The organism is Sanguibacter biliveldensis (assembly GCF_033798665.1).
Taxonomy (GTDB): domain Bacteria; phylum Actinomycetota; class Actinomycetes; order Actinomycetales; family Cellulomonadaceae; genus Sanguibacter; species Sanguibacter inulinus.
Genome location: NZ_CP138359.1, coordinates 1142978 through 1159221, shown reverse-complemented (window position 1 = coordinate 1159221; position 16244 = coordinate 1142978). Strand labels below are relative to the sequence as shown.

Sequence of the window (16244 nt, the reverse complement as noted above, 5' to 3'; positions counted from 1 at the left end):
TCTCTTCTGTCTCGTGCCAACGTTCTGACAGAGGACGACGGGGCGAAGAACCGTCGAAATACTGTCGTCGAGGGCCCCGCTCCCCTACGCTGAGCCTGCGCGCAGCGCACGTCTGGCACCCGGCCGCCGGGGCCCAGGCCGACCGTCAGACCGAGGAGCACCCCGTGGCCACCATCGACGACGTCGCCCGTACGGCCGGTGTCTCTACCTCGACCGTGTCCTACGTGCTGAGCGGCAAGCGACCGATCTCGGCACCGACCCGGCTGCGCGTCGAGAAGGCCATCCGCGAGCTCGGCTACCGCCCGCACGCCGGTGCGCGGGCCCTCGCCTCGAGCCGTACCCAGGTCATCGCGCTCATGGCTCCGCTGCGGGTCGACGTCGACGTGAGCGTGATCATGCAGTTCGTCACCGGCGTGGTCACCGCCGCCCGGACCTACGAGCACGACGTGCTGCTCCTGACCCAGGACGACGCCGCCGGGCTCGACAGGGTGGCCAGCGGGTCGATGGTCGACGCCCTCGTGGTCATGGACATCGAGGACGACGACCCGCGCGTCCCGCTGCTGGCGACGCTGCGCCAGCCGACGGTGCTCATCGGCCTGCCGCACGAGGCTGCAGGCCTGAGCTGCGTCGACCTGGACTTCGAGGGCGCCGGACGGCTCGCCGTCCGCCACCTCGCAGCCCGCGGGCACAGGGCCGTCGGCCTGGTCGGCTCGCCGCCCGCCGTGCTCGAGCGCCACACCTCGTACGCCGAGCGCATCTTGCGGGGCTTCCGCAGCGAGGCGCAGTCGCTCGAGGTGCAGTCCGGGCACGTGGCGTGCGAGTCGTCGCCGAGCGGCGCACGTGCCGCCGTCGACGCCCTGCTGGCCGCCGTGCCTGATGTCACCGCCGTGGTGGTCCACAACGAGGTCGCCCTCCCGTTCGTCGTCTCTGCGCTCCACGACCGCGGGCTGCGCACACCGCAGGACGTCTCCGTCCTCGCGGTGTGCCCGCCCGAGGTGGCCGAGTCGCAGCCTGTCCCGCTCAGCTCGATCGACCTGCCTGCGCACACGATCGGCGCCGTCGCGGTCGAGATGGTCATGGCCCGTCTGGACCAGGACCACCCCGCCGAGACCCGGCTGCTCACCCCACGGGTGGTCGACCGCGGCAGCGTGCTCGACCGGGCTGCCGTGCCCGACCAGAGCGTCAGCCCTTGATCGCCCCGAAGATCACGCCCTTGGTGAAGTGGCGCTGCACGAAGGGGTAGACCAGCAAGATCGGCACGATCGCCAGGACCATCACGGCCATCTGGATCGGCAGACCTGTCACCGCCCCCGAGGCCACGTCCACCTGGCCCGTCCCGCTGCCCGGCAGCGTGACGCCCTGGAGGACGTAGGACCGCAGGACGAGCTGCAGTGGCCACTTCTCGTTGTCGTTGATGTAGAGGATCGCGTTGAAGAACGCGTTCCAGTACCCGACCCCGTAGAACAGCGCCACGACAGCCGTCGCGGCCTTGGACATCGGCAGCACGAGCGACCCGAGGATCCGCCAGTCGCCCGCACCGTCGATGCGCGCGGCGTCGAGGATGGCCGGCTCGATCCCCATGAAGAAGTTCCGCAGGATCAGCACGTTGAAGGCCGACACCGCCCCTGGCAGGATGAGCGCCCAGTAGGAGTCGATGAGCCCGAGCTCGCTCACGAGCAGGTACGTGGGGATGAGCCCGGCACCGAAGAACATCGTGATGAGGAAGACGAAGAGGATCGGCCGGTGGCCGAAGGAGTTCGACCGCGACAGCCCGTAGGCCGCGAGGATCGAGACGACAGTCGAGATCACCGTGCCGACAGCGGTGATCCCGATGCTGACGATCGTCGCCCGCGTGACGATCCCTCCGCTGAGGATCTGCTTGTAGGCGTTGAGGGTCATCTCCCCCGGGACCACGACGAGACCACCGGCGCGCAGCGTCTCGGCCTGCGTCGACAGGCTGGTCAGGACCACGGTGTACAGCGGGAAGACCACGACGAGCACCATGACGGCGAGGGTGAGGAACTTCAGGCTCGCGCCGACGGGGGTCGGTGGTTCTTCCCACACCGGACGGTGCTGGGACTGGAACCGGCGTCTCTTGCGCGGGGCCGGTGGCCCGGAGCCCCGGCTGTCGTCGACGACGTCGGAGGGCAGGACGGCCACGGAGGCCGAGAGCTCAGGTGATTGTCCGCTCATGCTCGCTTGTACACTCCCGATTCTCCGAAGACGTGCGCCAGCTTGTTGGCCCCGAGGACCAGCCCGAGGCTGACGACCCCCTTGACCAGACCGGCCGCGGCGGCGAAGCTCCAGTCGCCGTAGACGACCCCTTGGTAGTAGACGAAGGTGTCGATGACCTCGGAGACCTCGGCCCCGACAGCCCCGCGCTGGAGGATGAGCTGCTCGAAGCCGACGGTCAGCGCGTCGCCGAGACGCAGGATGAGCAGCAGGATGATGACGGGCTTGAGCGCGGGCAGCGTGATGTGCCACATGCGTCGCCACCGGCTCGCCCCGTCGACGGCCGAGGCCTCGTACAGCTCGGGCGAGACCGTGCTGAGCGCCGCGAGAAAGATGATGATCCCCCAGCCGGCGTCCTTCCACACGGACTGCATGGTGATGAGCAGGAGGAAGGTGTCCGGGTTGGTCATGAGGTCGAAGCCCTGGTGACCGTGCGCCCGCAGCGTCTGGTTGATCAGGCCGGCCCCGCCGAAGATCTGCTGGAACAGCGTCACCACGAGCACCCACGAGAAGAAGTGCGGCAGGTAGACGATCGACTGGATCGTCGTGCGGATCCGGGGTGTGATGACCGAGTTGAGCAGCAGCGCCAGGACGATCGGCACCGGGAAGAAGAACACCAGCTGGAAGGCGGTGATGGTCAGCGTGTTGCCGACGGCGTTGAGGAACAGCGGGTTGCTGAAGACCCTCTCGAAGTTGGACCAGCCGGCCCAGCTGCTGTTGAAGAACCCGGAGTACGGCGAGTAGTTCTGCCACGCGATGACGTTGCCGAGCATCGGGATGTAGGCGAACACGACGAGCAGGCCGACAGCCGGCAGCGTCATGATGAGCAGCGAGCGGTCGCGGCGCAGGCGGGTGCGCCAGCCGATCTTGCGCTGGACGACCGGGGTCCGCGCAGGGGGCGGGGCCGGTGTCCCCGCTCCGCTGCGTGCCCCGTCCTTCACGTCGGACGCCGTCACTGCTTGTCCAGGATGTCCTGGTAGAAGGTCCGCAGCTCGTCGCCGCCGGCCGACTTCCACGTGGCGATCGCCGCGTCGAGGTCGGAGAGCGACTTCCGGCCGCGCGAGATGTCCTTCTCGAGGTCGACGAAGGGCTGCGCGATCGAGGCGTACTGCTGCGGCTCGGAGATCTGCTGGCCGAAGAACACCGGCTCGGTGACGAACTCGGAGGCCGCAGCCTGCCAGGTCGACGAGGCCTCGACGTACCCGGGGTACTGCACCCGGGTGTTCGCGATCGGACCGTCCACGAGGAAGATGTACGTCGGCTGCAGCTCGGTCGCCGCGAGGTCGGTCGGCACGGGCAGCCCCTGCGCGTCCCGCGTGAAGTGCACTCCCTCGACGCCGTTGTTGACGACGTCGAACTCCGTCGTGCCGAAGGGGGCCGCGAGGACGTCGGCAAGCGAGAGCAGCTCTTTGATGCGGGCCTCGTCGTCGGACTTCTTGAGGAAGGAGAAGATGTTGGCGGGGTTGCCCTTGAACAGGACCGGCGTCCCGCCGTCGCCTGCGAAGGGGGCGAAGGGCTGCTGCCAGAACTCCGGGTTGCTCGCGAGGTTGTCGCGCAGCGCCTCGTGCCACGAGCCGAGGCCGTCGTTGGCGATGAGGGTCTTGCCGGACTGGAAGCGCTGCTTCGCGTCGCCGCTCTGGTCGGCGACGGCGTCGGGGTGGACCACACCCGCGGCGAAGACCGACGCGTTCCACTCGAGGGCCGCGCGGTACTCCTCGCTCTCGACCCTGTGGACCAGCTTCCCGGCGTCGTCGAGCTTCCACTTGGGCGGGACCGCGAAGATGATCGCCGCGCTGTTCCACAGGTCTTCGGTGCCCCAGCGGCCGGCGTTCGTGTCGGTGATCTCGACGGCGAGGTCGAGCAGGTCCTGCGCGCTCGTGACGTCGGGGGTGATGCCGAGACCGTCCAGGACGTCCTTGCGGTAGAAGATCGCGTCGGTGAGGATCTCGCCCGGGAACGGCAGGCCGTAGAGCTTGCCGTTGAAGACGCAGTACCTCCAGGCGTCGGTCGGGATGTTCGCGAGGTTCGGGTAGTCCTTGACCTTGTCGCCGCCGAGGTAGGGCGTGAGGTCCTGGAAGACGTTGCCGACGATCTCGCTGCCGAAGCGCGGCGGGAGGTTCCACGTCGGGACGCAGACCCAGTCCGGCACGTCGCGGGACGAGGCGAGCACCGTCGCGAGCTTGTCGCCGTAGGTGTTGCCGTCGGTGATCTGGAAGTCGATGGTCGACCCGAGCATCTCGTCGACGGCCGCGTAGTACTGGTTCCCGGACTTCGGCGGGATGGTGCCCCACAAGGGGGTCATCGCCGTGAAGGCCGTGCCCTTGCCGGGCGGCGTCGGGACAGACTGCACCAGCTCGGCGGGCAGCGTCGCGAACCCGGGCGTCGAGCCGTTGACGCTCGGGAAGTCAGGCTTCGCGTACTCGATCGGTACGTAGGTGGGGATGACGTCGGCGCCGGCTGCGACATAGCCGGTCGTCGGACCGGCGGACGAGCCGCCGCAGGCGGACAACAGGGACGGGACCCCGACGACGGCCGCTCCTGCGGCCAGCATGCCGAGGAAGGACCGTCGGTCGACCTGGAGGTCCATGAGGCGTCGATCGGTTCTGGTGTTCATGAGGGCGTCCTTCACTACGGTGTGTGGTTCGCGGCACGTCGATGTGCGTTCTCAAGGTCTGATCTTCGTCGAAGCGGTTCGACGGAAGGGACTTTACGACAGTTCGATGGTGCAGACAAGGGTTGGCAGCTGGCACTGAGAAACCTTCCAGAGCCTCGGTTTTTGGCGTCAACCAGCCGAAGAGGACACGAGGCGCCGGAAATCCAGACGCGACGACCAACCGACTCTGGTCATCGAACCGTTTCGAGGGCTACCCTGTCTGCACCTCGACCGAAGGACACCACAGTGCACCTCCAGGCAGACGACGACGTCAGGCCGACGACCGAGACCCACCCCGCCGGACCACCCGGCCCGACAGCGCCCGCAGACGGCCCAGGCCTCTCGGCGCGCAGCACCGAGCCTGGCGACCCCGGTGCCGCCGCAGCCCCCTCGGACAGCTCTTTCGCGCGGCGCGCCCGCACTCTCGTGGGGCAGATGACCCTCGCGGAGAAGATCGCCTCGCTCCACCAGGCCGTCCCAGCGCTCCCCAGGCTCGGGCTCGCCGCGTTCCGCACCGGGACAGAGGCGCTCCACGGTGTCTCCTGGCTCGGCACCGCGACGGTGTTCCCGCAGCCCGTCGGGCTCGCGGCCAGCTGGGACACCGACCTCGTCCGACGCGTCGGCGACGCCGTCGCGACCGAGGTGCGCGCCAAGCACGCCGCCGACCCGACAGTGAGCCTCAACGTGTGGGCTCCGGTCGTCAACCCGCTCCGGAACCCTCTGTGGGGTCGCAACGAAGAGGGCTACTCCGAGGACCCGGCGCTCACGGCCGAGATCGCGACCGCCTTCTGCTCAGGTCTGCGCGGCGACCACCCCGCCTTCTGGAAGACCGTCCCGACCCTCAAGCACTTCCTCGCCTACAACAACGAGGTCGACCGCGCCGTCACCAGCTCCCAGCTCCGGCCCCGCGTCCTGCACGAGTACGAGCTCCCGGCCTACCGAGGACCGGTCGAGGCAGGCGTCGTCGGCGCCGTGATGCCCTCGTACAACCTCGTCGACGGACGACCCAACCACGTCGCCCGCGAGCTGCTCGACGAGCTGAGGTCCTGGACACCGGCGTCGCTCCTCGTGGTCTCCGACGCCGCGGCACCGAGCAACCTCGTCGAGGGCGAGCGGTACTTCACCTCGGGGGCCGAGTCGCACGCCGCGGCGCTGCTGGCCGGCGTAGACTCCTTCACCGACCACGACACAGACTCTGGCCCGACGGTCCGCGACGTGACCGCCGCGCTCGAGGCCGGACTGCTCACCGAGGACGACGTCGACAGGGCCGTCGTACGCCTGCTCGAGCTCCGCCTGCGCACGGGCGAGCTAGATCCTGACCTCGACCCCTACGCCTCGATCCCCGCGGACGCGATCGACCTCCCTGAGCACCGAGCCCTCGCGCGCGAGGCGACAGCCGCCGGGGTCGTGGTGCTCGCCAACGACGGGATCCTCCCGCTGCTCGGACCGGACCGCGCCGCGCCGCGCCAGGTAGCCGTGGTGGGCCCGCTCGCCGAACGGGTCCTGCACGACTGGTACTCCGGCACTCCCCCGTACCTGTCCGACCTCGGCTCCGCTCTCGCCGACAGACTGTCTGACGCCGAGGTCACTGTGGTCGACGGCGCCGACAGGATCGGTCTGCGGGCGCGCAGCACAGGGACCTATCTCTCGGTCAGCGAGCCTGACGGAACCGTCACGGCCTCGGCCGAGCGCTGCGACCTCACCGCCCAGCTCGACGTGACCGACTGGGGGCACGGTGTCGTGACCCTGCGCAGCGCGGCCACCGACGCCCTCCTCAGCGGCGGGTCCTGGATCGTCCGGGCCGACGCGAGCCGGGTCGGCGGATGGGTGGCCCAGGAGACCTTCCGGCTGCACAGGCACACCGACGGAGCGTGGTCTGTCCAGCACGTCGGCTCCGGACGCTGGCTGCGCGTGCAGCACGGGTCCCTGACCCTGGTCACCGACGCGACCACCCTCGAGGACGCCGAGCGCTTCGACCTGCGCACCGTCCGGTCGGGCGAGGCGGCCGTCGCCGAGGCCGCGGGTGCTGCGGACGTCGTGGTCGTCGCCGTCGGCAACGACCCGCACGTCCTGGGCCGCGAGACCGAAGACCGCCCCGACCTCGACCTGCCCCGGGCCTCCCAGGAGATCTGGCGTGCTGCGGTCGAGGCGAACGACCGTGCTGTGCTCGCGGTCGTCTCGAGCTATCCCTACGCGCTGGGCGATGCCGCCGAGCAGGCCGCCGCGGTCGTCTGGTCCTCGCACGCCGGCCAAGAGCTCGGACCGGGCCTGACGGACGTGCTGGTCGGAGACGTCGAGCCGACAGGCCGGCTGACGCAGACGTGGGTGGCGAGCACCGCCGACGCCGGCGACATCCTCGACTACGACATCGTCTCGGCGAAGAGCACGTACTGGTACGACGAGACAGCGCCGCTCTACGCCTTCGGTCACGGTCTCGGGTATGCAGGAGCCTCCTACGGTCGCACGACCTCGCCGAGCAGCGTCGAGGTCGTGGCCGACGGTCACGTCGCCCCCTTCGACGTGTCGGTCGAGGTGACCAACACCGGAGACCGGCCACTGCACGAGCTCGTCCAGGTGTACGTCTCGCTGCCCGACCAGCACCCTGCTGGCCGCCGTCGACGGCTCGGCGGGCATCACCGTGTCGTCCTCGCCCCCGGCGAGTCACGCCGCGTCGAGGTGACCGTAGACCCAGCCTCGCTCGCCACCTGGGACGCTCATCACGACAGGTGGCAGACAGCGCCCGGGAGCTACAGGCTGGACCTCGGACGCTCGAGCGTCGACGTCAGGTCCGTCGAGTCCGTCGAGGTCGTCGGGCCGCACGCGCCGTCGCTCGGGCTGGGTGATACGGTCTCCGCCATCGCCTTCGACACCGTGCGTAACCTCGACCTCGTGCCATGGAGCCCACTCCACGGCACGGCGCTCGGTGTCCGACGAGGGGCGCGCAACGGCGAGGCGGTCTACTCGCGTGTCGACCTGGAGGATGTCACGGAGGTCCGGTTGTCCGCAGCCCGCTGGTCCGGCAGCCCTGGGCCGTCCAGAGACCGGGCGACCCTCTCGCTCGTCCTGCCCGACGGGACTCGCTCCGGGTCTCTCACTCTCCCGGCCGCGACCGAGGTCTGGACGGAGGTCGTCCTCCCCGTGCCGGAGTCGGCTCGACGGCTCGGAGACCTGACCGTGAGGCTCGAAGGCAGCGCACGGATCGCCCACCTCGATCTCGCCGGGCCTCAGGTCTGAGAGGTGCAGACGCCGCATCGCCCGGACGGCGTGTCCCCGTCAGGCTTAGTCAGGAGAAGGGACTGAGCTGCTCCAGGAATGAGGGTTCACCGTCGACGGTGACCTCACGGAGCATCGCCTTGCCCTGGGCGTCGGCGTCTGGCCAGTACACGTCCTCGTGACCGAGCTCGATGCCACAGACGACAAAGGCACGCCCCGCACGCTCCTCGTCGTCCTCGTCCTCGATCGGCACGCCGAGCTTGGTCACGATGCATGACCGCATCTCCTCGTGCTGCTCGCGGCTGAGCGAGAGCTCAGGGTCGAAGGGAAACTCCGTCGGCTCGGCCGCCCCCGGTGGCTGCGTGCCCTCAAGACCTGCATCCCCGCCGTCGGGGGCACTGCAGCCCGACAGGACGAGACCAGCAAGAGCGATGATGACAGCACCCAGGACATGAAGCCTGGAGGCACCCGGTGTCGAGAGAACCCCGCAGGTGGAAGATCTATGACTCACTGGGCGACGTCCTCGTCCGGGCTGACTGTGCGGGCAGTCATGACCGTAGACGGGCGCGTCGGTCTCATCGGCAGCCCGGTGCAGAGCTCAGAGGCGCTACTCGGAAGATGCGCGAGACAGTGCCAGGACCTGAGTGCAGAAACGCGTCCGCTAGGGGATCAGCTCGCCCCTAGCCCGCCGCGAGCGGTCAGAACAGCCGCGAGTCCACGTCGTCGACGCCGCGCATGGCGTCGTAGTCGAGGACGAGGCAGGCGATGCCACGGTCTGTCGCGAGGGTGCGGGCCTGCGGTTTGATCTCCTGGGCGGCGTAGACGCCGCGGACCGGGCGGAGCATCGGGTCCCTGTTGAGCAGCTCGAGGTAGCGGGTCAGCTGCTCGACGCCGTCGATGTCGCCACGGCGCTTGATCTCGACGGCCACGGTGCCGCCCGACGCGTCACGAGCCAGGATGTCCACAGGACCGATTGCCGTCGGGAACTCGCGGCGGACCAGCGAGTGGCCCGTGCCGAGCAGCTCGATCTGCGCGGCGAGCATGGCCTGGAGGTGGGCCTCGACGCCGTCCTTGATGAGGCCGGGGTCGATGCCCAGGTCGTGCTTGGAGTCGTGGATGATCTCGTGCAGCTCGATCTCGAGCCTGTCGTCGCTCTTCGCGTGCTGCACGGCCCAGACCTCGCTCACCCCGCGCTCGGAAGCCTCGGCGTCGGGCGCGGAGACGAGCATGGAGCAGGGCGGGCTCATCCAGTTGAGCGGTTTGTACGAGCCGCCGTCGGAGTGCAGCAGCACGCTGCCGTCGGCCTTGACCACGAGCAGCCGGGTCGCGAGCGGCAGGTGCGCCGAGAGCCTCCCCGTGTAGTGGGCCGAGCACCGGGCGACGACAAGACGCACAACAGACTCCTAGGTCGGGATCGCGGGGGTCCGAGCCAGGCGCTTCAGCCTGCTCAGACGACGTAGTGGCGGATGTTCGGTGGGGCTGCCTCGATCCACGAGGCCAGCCCGGAGTACGCGTCCCTCGACATGCTGAGGTCGAAGACCATCTCACGGTACCGGCACTGGACCAGATAGTGGTCCGGCTGGCCGGCCTGGTCGAGCGGGACGCGGCCTGTCACGACGAGGTCGTCACGCAGCCACTCGTGCTTGGGCGCGGGCCACAGGGACCTCGCACGCCACCAGACCAGCCGGTCCGCGCGGTACACCCCGAAGCCTGAGCTCCACGGCCCGCCGGCCACGTCGTCCGTCCGCAGGCGCAACGAGGCCGAGAAGGACCCGATGTGCCCGGAAAGAGCACGGAGCCGTGAGAACACCAGGGCCACCCCGAGCAGGGCTGCTACCAGCAGCCCCGCCAGGACGACCCAGAGTGTTGTCACGGCTCCGTCAGTTCCCTGTGCCTGCCGTCAGCGCTTCGCGCCGATGGAGACGTCCAGGTCCGTCGCGTCCACGACGACGGTCACGGTGTCGGAGTCGACCGAGAGGAAGCCCCCGGAGATCCCGACCGTGACGTCGTCGCCGTCGACAGCGGTCACCCGCACGACGCCGTCCCGCAGGACGGACAGCAACGGGGTGTGGCCGGCGAGGATGCCGATCTCACCGTCGGCCGCGGGTGCGCTGACCTGCTTGGCCGCGCCGGACCAGACCTTGCGGTCTGCTGCGACGAGGTCGACCTCGAGCTGTGCCACGTTCTACTCCTTGCGTTCAGTGCGGTCCTGTCGGGTCGTACAGCGTCAGACGCCGTACTCCTTCTGGATCCGCGCCCAGTTGCGCTCGAGGTCCTCGAGCCCACCGATGTTGAAGAAGGCCTGCTCGGAGATGTGGTCGAACTCTCCGTCGGCGATCTTCGAGAACGCCTCGATGGTCTCCGTGAGGGGGACCGTCGAGCCGGGCACGTTGGTGAACTGCTCGGCCATGTACGTGTTCTGCGAGAGGAACTGCTGGATGCGTCGCGCACGCGACACGACAGTCTTGTCCTCTTCGGAGAGCTCGTCGACACCGAGGATCGCGATGATGTCCTGCAGCTCCTTGTTGCGCTGGAGGATCTGCTTGACGCGCGTCGCGGTGTCGTAGTGCGCCTGGCCCACGTACCGCGGGTCGAGGATGCGCGACGACGAGGCGAGCGGGTCGACGGCCGGGTACAGACCACGCGACGCGATCTCGCGAGAGAGCTCGGTCGTCGCGTCGAGGTGCGCGAAGGTGGTCGCCGGCGCCGGGTCGGTGTAGTCGTCAGCAGGGACGTAGATCGCCTGGAGCGACGTGATCGAGTGACCACGCGTCGAGGTGATGCGCTCCTGCAGCTGACCCATCTCGTCGGCGAGGTTCGGCTGGTAGCCCACGGCGGACGGCATGCGGCCGAGCAGCGTGGAGACCTCAGAACCGGCCTGCGTGAAGCGGAAGATGTTGTCGATGAAGAGCAGCACGTCCTGCTTCTGCACGTCGCGGAAGTACTCCGCCATCGTCAGAGCAGACAGGGCCACGCGAAGACGCGTGCCCGGCGGCTCGTCCATCTGGCCGAAGACGAGGGCTGTCTGCTTGATGACGCCCGAGTCGGTCATCTCCTCGATGAGGTCGTTGCCCTCACGGGTACGCTCGCCGACACCTGCGAAGACGGACACACCGTTGTGGTTGTTGGCCACACGGTAGATCATCTCCTGGATCAGGACGGTCTTGCCGACACCTGCACCACCGAAGAGACCGATCTTCCCACCCTGGACGTACGGGGTGAGGAGGTCGATGACCTTGATGCCGGTCTCGAACATCGCGGTCTTCGACTCGAGCTGGTCGAATGCCGGGGGCTTGCGGTGGATCGGCCAGCGCTCGGTCACCTCGATCTGCTCACCGGGCTTGGCGTTGAGCACGTTGCCGGTCACGTCGAAGACGTGGCCCTTGGTGACGTCACCGACGGGGACGCTGATGGGCGCACCGGTGTCGGTCACGACGGCTCCGCGGACCAGGCCGTCGGTCGGCTTGAGCGCGATGGCGCGGATGAGGGAGTCACCGAGGTGCTGGGCGACCTCGAGGGTGAGCGTGAAGGACTGCTCCCCCTCGCCCTGGGCCGAGAGGTCGATCTCGACCGTCAGGGCGTTGTACATGTCGGGGATGGAGTCGGCCGGGAACTCGATGTCGACGACCGGACCGATGACGCGGGCAACACGGCCCACGCCGGGTCCAGCCTGGGAACCGGCCGTGGTTTCGACGGACGTGGCGGTCATTGCTGGCCTCGCTTCGCTGGGCCGGAGATGACTCCGGCGTGGTCTGTGCTTCGTGGTGGTGCAGGTGTCCTGGTGACGACGGCCAGGTGCGTCCCGGCCGTCATGATGCTGCCAGGGCGTCGGCACCGGAGACGATCTCGCTGATCTCCTGCGTGATCTCTCCCTGACGGGCCTGGTTCGCGAGCCGCGTGTACATGCGGACGAGATCTTCTGCGTTCTCCGTGGCCGTGTGCATCGCGCGCTGGCGGGAGGCCAGCTCGGACGCAGCAGCCTGGAGGAGGCAGCTGAAGATGCGGCTGCGGACGTACCGCGGCAGCAGACCGTCGAGCACGGCCTCGGGTGAGGGCTCGAAGTCGTACAGCGGCAGGACCGCTGCCTCTCCGGCCTCGCCGACACCGTCGACGATCTCGAGGGGAAGCATCCTGATGACCCGGGGACGCTGGGTCACCATGTTGACGAACTGCGTGTACACGACGTGCAGCTCGCCGACGCCGCCCTCGTCCGCCGGCGCGAGGAACGCGTCGAGGAGCGTGTCGGCGATCTGCTCGGCCTCGGCCGCGTCGGGGGCGTCAGAGCCACCCGTCCACGACTGCGTGATCTCACGTCCGCGGAACTGGTAGTACGCCAGTGCCCGACGTCCGCTCACGTAGAGCGAGACCTCCTTGCCAGCCTCGGTGAGACGCTGGATGAGGCTCTCCGCCTCACGGATCGCGCTCGCCGAGTAGGCCCCGGCCATGCCGCGGTCCGACGCGATGAGCAGGACCGCGGCACGGTTCGTGTCGTGACGCTCGGACGTGAGGGGGTGCCTCACGTCCGAGTGCGTCGCGACGGCCGACACGGCACGCGTGATCGCGGTCGCGTACGGCTGAGCCGCGGTTACCCGCGCCCGAGCCTTGCCGATGCGCGACGCCGCGATGAGCTCCTGGGCACGGAACATCTTCTTGAGCGACTGCGTCGACTTGATCCGCGCCTTGTAGACGCGCTGGTTGCCTGCCACGCGTCAGGCCTTCTTCTGCCGGACGATCTGCTCCTGCTCGACCTGAGCAGACTCGTCGTTCTCCTCGTCGCCGCCGACGAGCGGCGAGCCGTCACCCTTGAGGAAGCCGTTGCGGAACTCGTCGACCGCAGCCGTGAGTGCCGCCTCGGTCGCGTCCTCGAGCTTGCCCGTCGACTTGATGGTCGTGAGCACCTCGGTGTTGCGACGCAGGTGGTCGATGAGCTCGGCCTCGAAGCGGCGCACGTCGTCGACGGGGACGTCGTCGAGCTTGCCCTTCGTGCCGGCCCAGATCGACGCGACCTGGTCCTCGACCGGGTACGGCGAGTACTGAGGCTGCTTGAGGAGCTCGAGAAGACGCGCACCACGAGCGAGCTGGGCACGCGAGGCGGGGTCGAGGTCGGAGGCGAACATCGCGAAGGCCTCGAGCGAGCGGAACTGCGCGAGGTCGAGCTTGAGCGTCCCCGAGACCTTCTTCATGGCCTTGATCTGCGCGGAGCCACCGACTCGCGAGACCGAGATGCCGACGTCGACAGCAGGACGCTGGTCGGCGTTGAAGAGGTCGGACTGGAGGAAGATCTGACCGTCGGTGATCGAGATGACGTTGGTCGGGATGTACGCCGACACGTCGTTCGCCTTGGTCTCGATGACCGGCAGACCGGTCATCGAGCCGGCACCGAGCTCGTCCGAGAGCTTGGCACAGCGCTCGAGCAGACGGGAGTGCAGGTAGAAGACGTCACCCGGGTAGGCCTCGCGGCCCGGCGGACGACGCAGGAGGAGCGACACGGCGCGGTACGCCTCAGCCTGCTTCGACAGGTCGTCGAAGACGATGAGGACGTGCTTGCCCTCGTACATCCAGTGCTGGCCGATGGCCGAGCCGGTGTACGGCGCGAGGTACTTGAAGCCCGCGGGGTCGGACGCCGGAGCAGCGACGATCGTCGTGTACTCGAGCGCGCCGGCCTCTTCGAGGGCGCCACGGACGGCCGCGATGGTCGAGCCCTTCTGGCCGATCGCGACGTAGATGCAGCGGACCTGCTTCGACGGGTCGCCGGTCTCCCAGTTGTCCTTCTGGTTGATGATCGTGTCGATCGCGATCGCCGTCTTGCCGGTCTGGCGGTCACCGATGATCAGCTGACGCTGGCCACGGCCGATCGGGATCATCGCGTCGATCGCCTTGAGACCGGTCTGCAGCGGCTCGTGGACCGACTTGCGGGCCATGACGCCGGGCGCCTGGAGCTCGAGGGCACGGCGTCCGACGGTCTCGATCTCGCCGAGGCCGTCGATCGGTGCGCCGAGCGGGTCGACGACGCGACCGAGGTACCCGTCACCGACGGCGACGGAGAGGACCTCTCCGGTGCGGCGGACGACCTGTCCCTCTTCGACCCCGGTGAACTCACCGAGGATGACCACACCGATCGTGCGGACGTCGAGGTTGAGCGCGAGGCCCAGTGTGCCGTCCTCGAAGCGCAGCAGCTCGTTGGCCATCGCTCCCGGAAGACCCTCGACCTGAGCGATGCCGTCACCAGCCAGGACGACCCGGCCCACTTCCTCGGTGACGACAGTCTCGGGCTCGTAGGACTTCACGAAGCTGTCCAGCGCGGCCCGAATCTCGTCGGGCCGGATCGTCAGCTCAGCCATTGGTTCTCTCCTGTCGTGGCCGCGTGTGCGGTCGAACTTGCATGTCTGTGGTGCCGGCGCGGTGGACCGGTCGGGGACTGCTGGTCTCGGTCAAGAGGCCAGCTGCCGTCGTGCGGCCGCGAGACGGCTGAGGACCGTCGAGTCGAGGACGTCCGACCCGATCTGGATCCGCAGCCCACCGACGACCGCCGGGTCGACGGTCACGTTGAGCTGGACGGCTGTGCCGTAGGCCGACTCGAGCAGCGCTGCGAGACGGTCCTGCTGGGCGGCGCTGAGCTCGGAGCCCGAGGTCACCGAGGCGACCCTGCGCGACCGACGCTTCGCGGCGATCTCGCCGACCCGGCCGAGAGCCGGGACGAACCGCTCGCCACGAGGCTTCGCGGTCGCACGACGGCAGATCGCCAGCGTGACCGGGTCAGCCTTGCCCGCGAACAGGTCGTCGACGAGCTTGACCCGGCGGGCCGGGTCGGTGCTGCTGTCGGAGAGCGCCTGGCGGACCTCGCGCTGCCCGACCAGACCACGGGTGATCTGGAAGAGCTCGTGCTCGACCTTCTCGAGGGCTCCGCGTGCCTCGGCCGAGGCCAGGTACGCGTCGATCCCGAGGATGTCGACAGCATCGACGAGGTCGGCCTCGTGCGACCAGCGGTCTGCCACGAGGTCGGCGAGGGCGTCGACCGTCTTCGGGTCGAACGCGCTCGACAGGAGGTTGCGCACGAGCCCCGACTTGTCAGCCGCGGGACGTGACGGGTCTGCGAGAGACCGGCGCAGCGCCCCGGAGGCGTCGAGTGCGTCGACCACGGCGAACATCTGGTCACCGATGGTGTAGGCCTGCTCCCCCGCTGCCGCGAGCACCGGCGCGAGCCGGGCCTGAGCGGCGTCGAGAGACGACTGGCTGGTCCCGCGCATCACTTCCCCTTAGGTGCGGTGGTCAGGGCCGTCGCCTCGAGCTCGTCGAGGAAGCGGTCGACCACACGAGACTGGCGTGCGGTGTCTTCGAGGGACTCGCCGACGATCTTGGAGGCGAGCTCCGTCGCGAGCGAACCCACGTCGTTGCGCAGCGAGGTCGCTGCCTGCTGACGCTCGGCCTCGATCTGACGCTGAGCCGTCTCGAAGATGCGAGCAGACTCCTCGGACGCCTTGGCCTTCGCCTCGGCGACGATCGCGGTGGCCTCGCCACGTGCTTCCTCGCGGATGCGAGCAGCGTCGGTACGGGCTTCCTGGAGCTGGGCCTTGTACTCGGCGAGCAGCGCGTCGGCCTCGGCCTGCGCGTGCTCGGCCTTGCTGAGCCCACCCTCGATCTTGGCGGTGCGCTCGTCGAGGATCTCCGTGAACTTCGGCAGGACCAGCTTGTAGAACATCAGGCCGATCGCGACCATGACGACTGCTGACCACAGGATGTCGTACCCCGCGGGCAGGAAGAGCTGGATCCCGTCGACGTCGCCCTCGGTCGCGGCCAGGACGGCCACGGGTGCGGTGAGGGCTGTCATCACGCGGTGAAGAGGAAGCCGGCGACGATACCGAGAAGAGCGAGCAGCTCGACGAAGGCGACACCGATGAACATGGTGGTGCGGAGCTGACCGGCGACCTCAGGCTGGCGTGCCATGCCCTCGACGGTCTTGCCGATGAGGATACCCAGACCGATACCCGGGCCGAGCGTGCCGAGACCGTAACCGATGGTCGCGATGTTTCCGGTGAGCTCGGCGAGAGTGGTGGTGGTGTCCACTGGGGTGTTCCTTCCGTTGGGCGCCCGTCCGGGCGTCATGTGGGACGTGCTACGCGTGGTGCGTTGTCAGGGAAGTGCGGGT

Annotated in this window: 15 protein-coding genes; 2 read left to right on the top strand and 13 right to left on the bottom strand. The window is 68.8% G+C overall.

The window, feature by feature from the left end:
- The first annotated feature begins 164 nt into the window (after positions 1 to 164).
- Complete coding sequence (locus SANBI_RS04975; protein WP_319159512.1) at positions 165 to 1193, top strand: LacI family DNA-binding transcriptional regulator; 1029 nt, start codon at positions 165 to 167, stop codon at positions 1191 to 1193.
- On the opposite strand, the gene SANBI_RS04970 is transcribed toward SANBI_RS04975, so the two are convergent.
- Genes SANBI_RS04970 through SANBI_RS04960 form a run of 3 tightly spaced genes read right to left on the bottom strand, consistent with a single transcriptional unit; the run spans position 1183 to position 4846 of the window.
- A complete protein-coding gene (locus SANBI_RS04970) occupies positions 1183 to 2193 on the bottom strand; it encodes a carbohydrate ABC transporter permease (protein ID WP_319159509.1) in 1011 nt (336 codons plus the stop codon). The genes SANBI_RS04975 and SANBI_RS04970 overlap by 11 nt on opposite strands.
- Positions 2190 to 3188 carry an ABC transporter permease gene (locus tag SANBI_RS04965; protein ID WP_319159507.1) on the bottom strand — a complete coding sequence of 333 codons (999 nt, stop codon included), beginning with the start codon at positions 3186 to 3188 and terminating at the stop codon, positions 2190 to 2192. The genes SANBI_RS04970 and SANBI_RS04965 overlap by 4 nt, the downstream gene beginning before the upstream one ends.
- Positions 3185 to 4846 carry an extracellular solute-binding protein gene (locus SANBI_RS04960; RefSeq protein WP_319159505.1) on the bottom strand — a complete coding sequence of 554 codons (1662 nt, stop codon included), beginning with the start codon at positions 4844 to 4846 and terminating at the stop codon, positions 3185 to 3187. The genes SANBI_RS04965 and SANBI_RS04960 overlap by 4 nt, the downstream gene beginning before the upstream one ends.
- 285 nt (positions 4847 to 5131) lie before the next feature.
- On the opposite strand from SANBI_RS04960, the gene SANBI_RS04955 reads away from it, so the two are divergent.
- Positions 5132 to 8119 (top strand): glycoside hydrolase family 3 C-terminal domain-containing protein, encoded by a 2988-nt coding sequence (locus SANBI_RS04955; protein WP_319159503.1) that lies wholly within the window; start codon positions 5132 to 5134, stop codon positions 8117 to 8119.
- Positions 8120 to 8168: 49 nt separating this feature from the next.
- On the opposite strand, the gene SANBI_RS04950 is transcribed toward SANBI_RS04955, so the two are convergent.
- From SANBI_RS04950 to atpE, 10 genes are all read right to left on the bottom strand, one after another.
- A complete protein-coding gene (locus SANBI_RS04950; protein WP_319159501.1) occupies positions 8169 to 8381 on the bottom strand; it encodes a hypothetical protein in 213 nt (70 codons plus the stop codon).
- 415 nt (positions 8382 to 8796) lie between these two features.
- The gene (nucS, locus tag SANBI_RS04945; protein WP_319159499.1) at positions 8797 to 9492 is read right to left on the bottom strand and encodes an endonuclease NucS; all 696 of its coding nucleotides are present in this window, start codon (positions 9490 to 9492) and stop codon (positions 8797 to 8799) included.
- 53 nt (positions 9493 to 9545) lie between these two features.
- Positions 9546 to 9971 carry a DUF2550 domain-containing protein gene (locus tag SANBI_RS04940; RefSeq protein WP_319159497.1) on the bottom strand — a complete coding sequence of 142 codons (426 nt, stop codon included), beginning with the start codon at positions 9969 to 9971 and terminating at the stop codon, positions 9546 to 9548.
- Positions 9972 to 9998: 27 nt separating this feature from the next.
- A complete protein-coding gene (locus SANBI_RS04935) occupies positions 9999 to 10280 on the bottom strand; it encodes a F0F1 ATP synthase subunit epsilon (protein ID WP_056136960.1) in 282 nt (93 codons plus the stop codon).
- Between the two features lie 45 nt (positions 10281 to 10325).
- A complete protein-coding gene (atpD, locus tag SANBI_RS04930; protein WP_056136958.1) occupies positions 10326 to 11807 on the bottom strand; it encodes a F0F1 ATP synthase subunit beta in 1482 nt (493 codons plus the stop codon).
- Between the two features lie 100 nt (positions 11808 to 11907).
- Positions 11908 to 12804, bottom strand: coding sequence for a F0F1 ATP synthase subunit gamma (locus SANBI_RS04925; RefSeq protein ID WP_056136956.1), 897 nt, complete (start codon positions 12802 to 12804; stop codon positions 11908 to 11910).
- Between the two features lie 3 nt (positions 12805 to 12807).
- Positions 12808 to 14439 (bottom strand): F0F1 ATP synthase subunit alpha, encoded by a 1632-nt coding sequence (atpA, locus tag SANBI_RS04920; protein ID WP_056136954.1) that lies wholly within the window; start codon positions 14437 to 14439, stop codon positions 12808 to 12810.
- Positions 14440 to 14529: 90 nt separating this feature from the next.
- On the bottom strand, positions 14530 to 15345 hold the full coding sequence (locus tag SANBI_RS04915) for a F0F1 ATP synthase subunit delta (RefSeq protein WP_056137178.1): 816 nt from the start codon (positions 15343 to 15345) through the stop codon (positions 14530 to 14532).
- Positions 15345 to 15926 carry a F0F1 ATP synthase subunit B gene (locus SANBI_RS04910; RefSeq protein ID WP_056136953.1) on the bottom strand — a complete coding sequence of 194 codons (582 nt, stop codon included), beginning with the start codon at positions 15924 to 15926 and terminating at the stop codon, positions 15345 to 15347. Before SANBI_RS04910 ends, SANBI_RS04915 begins: the two co-directional genes overlap by 1 nt.
- Positions 15926 to 16201, bottom strand: a complete 276-nt coding sequence (gene atpE / locus SANBI_RS04905; protein WP_056136951.1) for a F0F1 ATP synthase subunit C — start codon at positions 16199 to 16201, stop codon at positions 15926 to 15928. The genes SANBI_RS04910 and atpE overlap by 1 nt, the downstream gene beginning before the upstream one ends.
- Between the last annotated feature and the right edge of the window lie 43 nt (positions 16202 to 16244).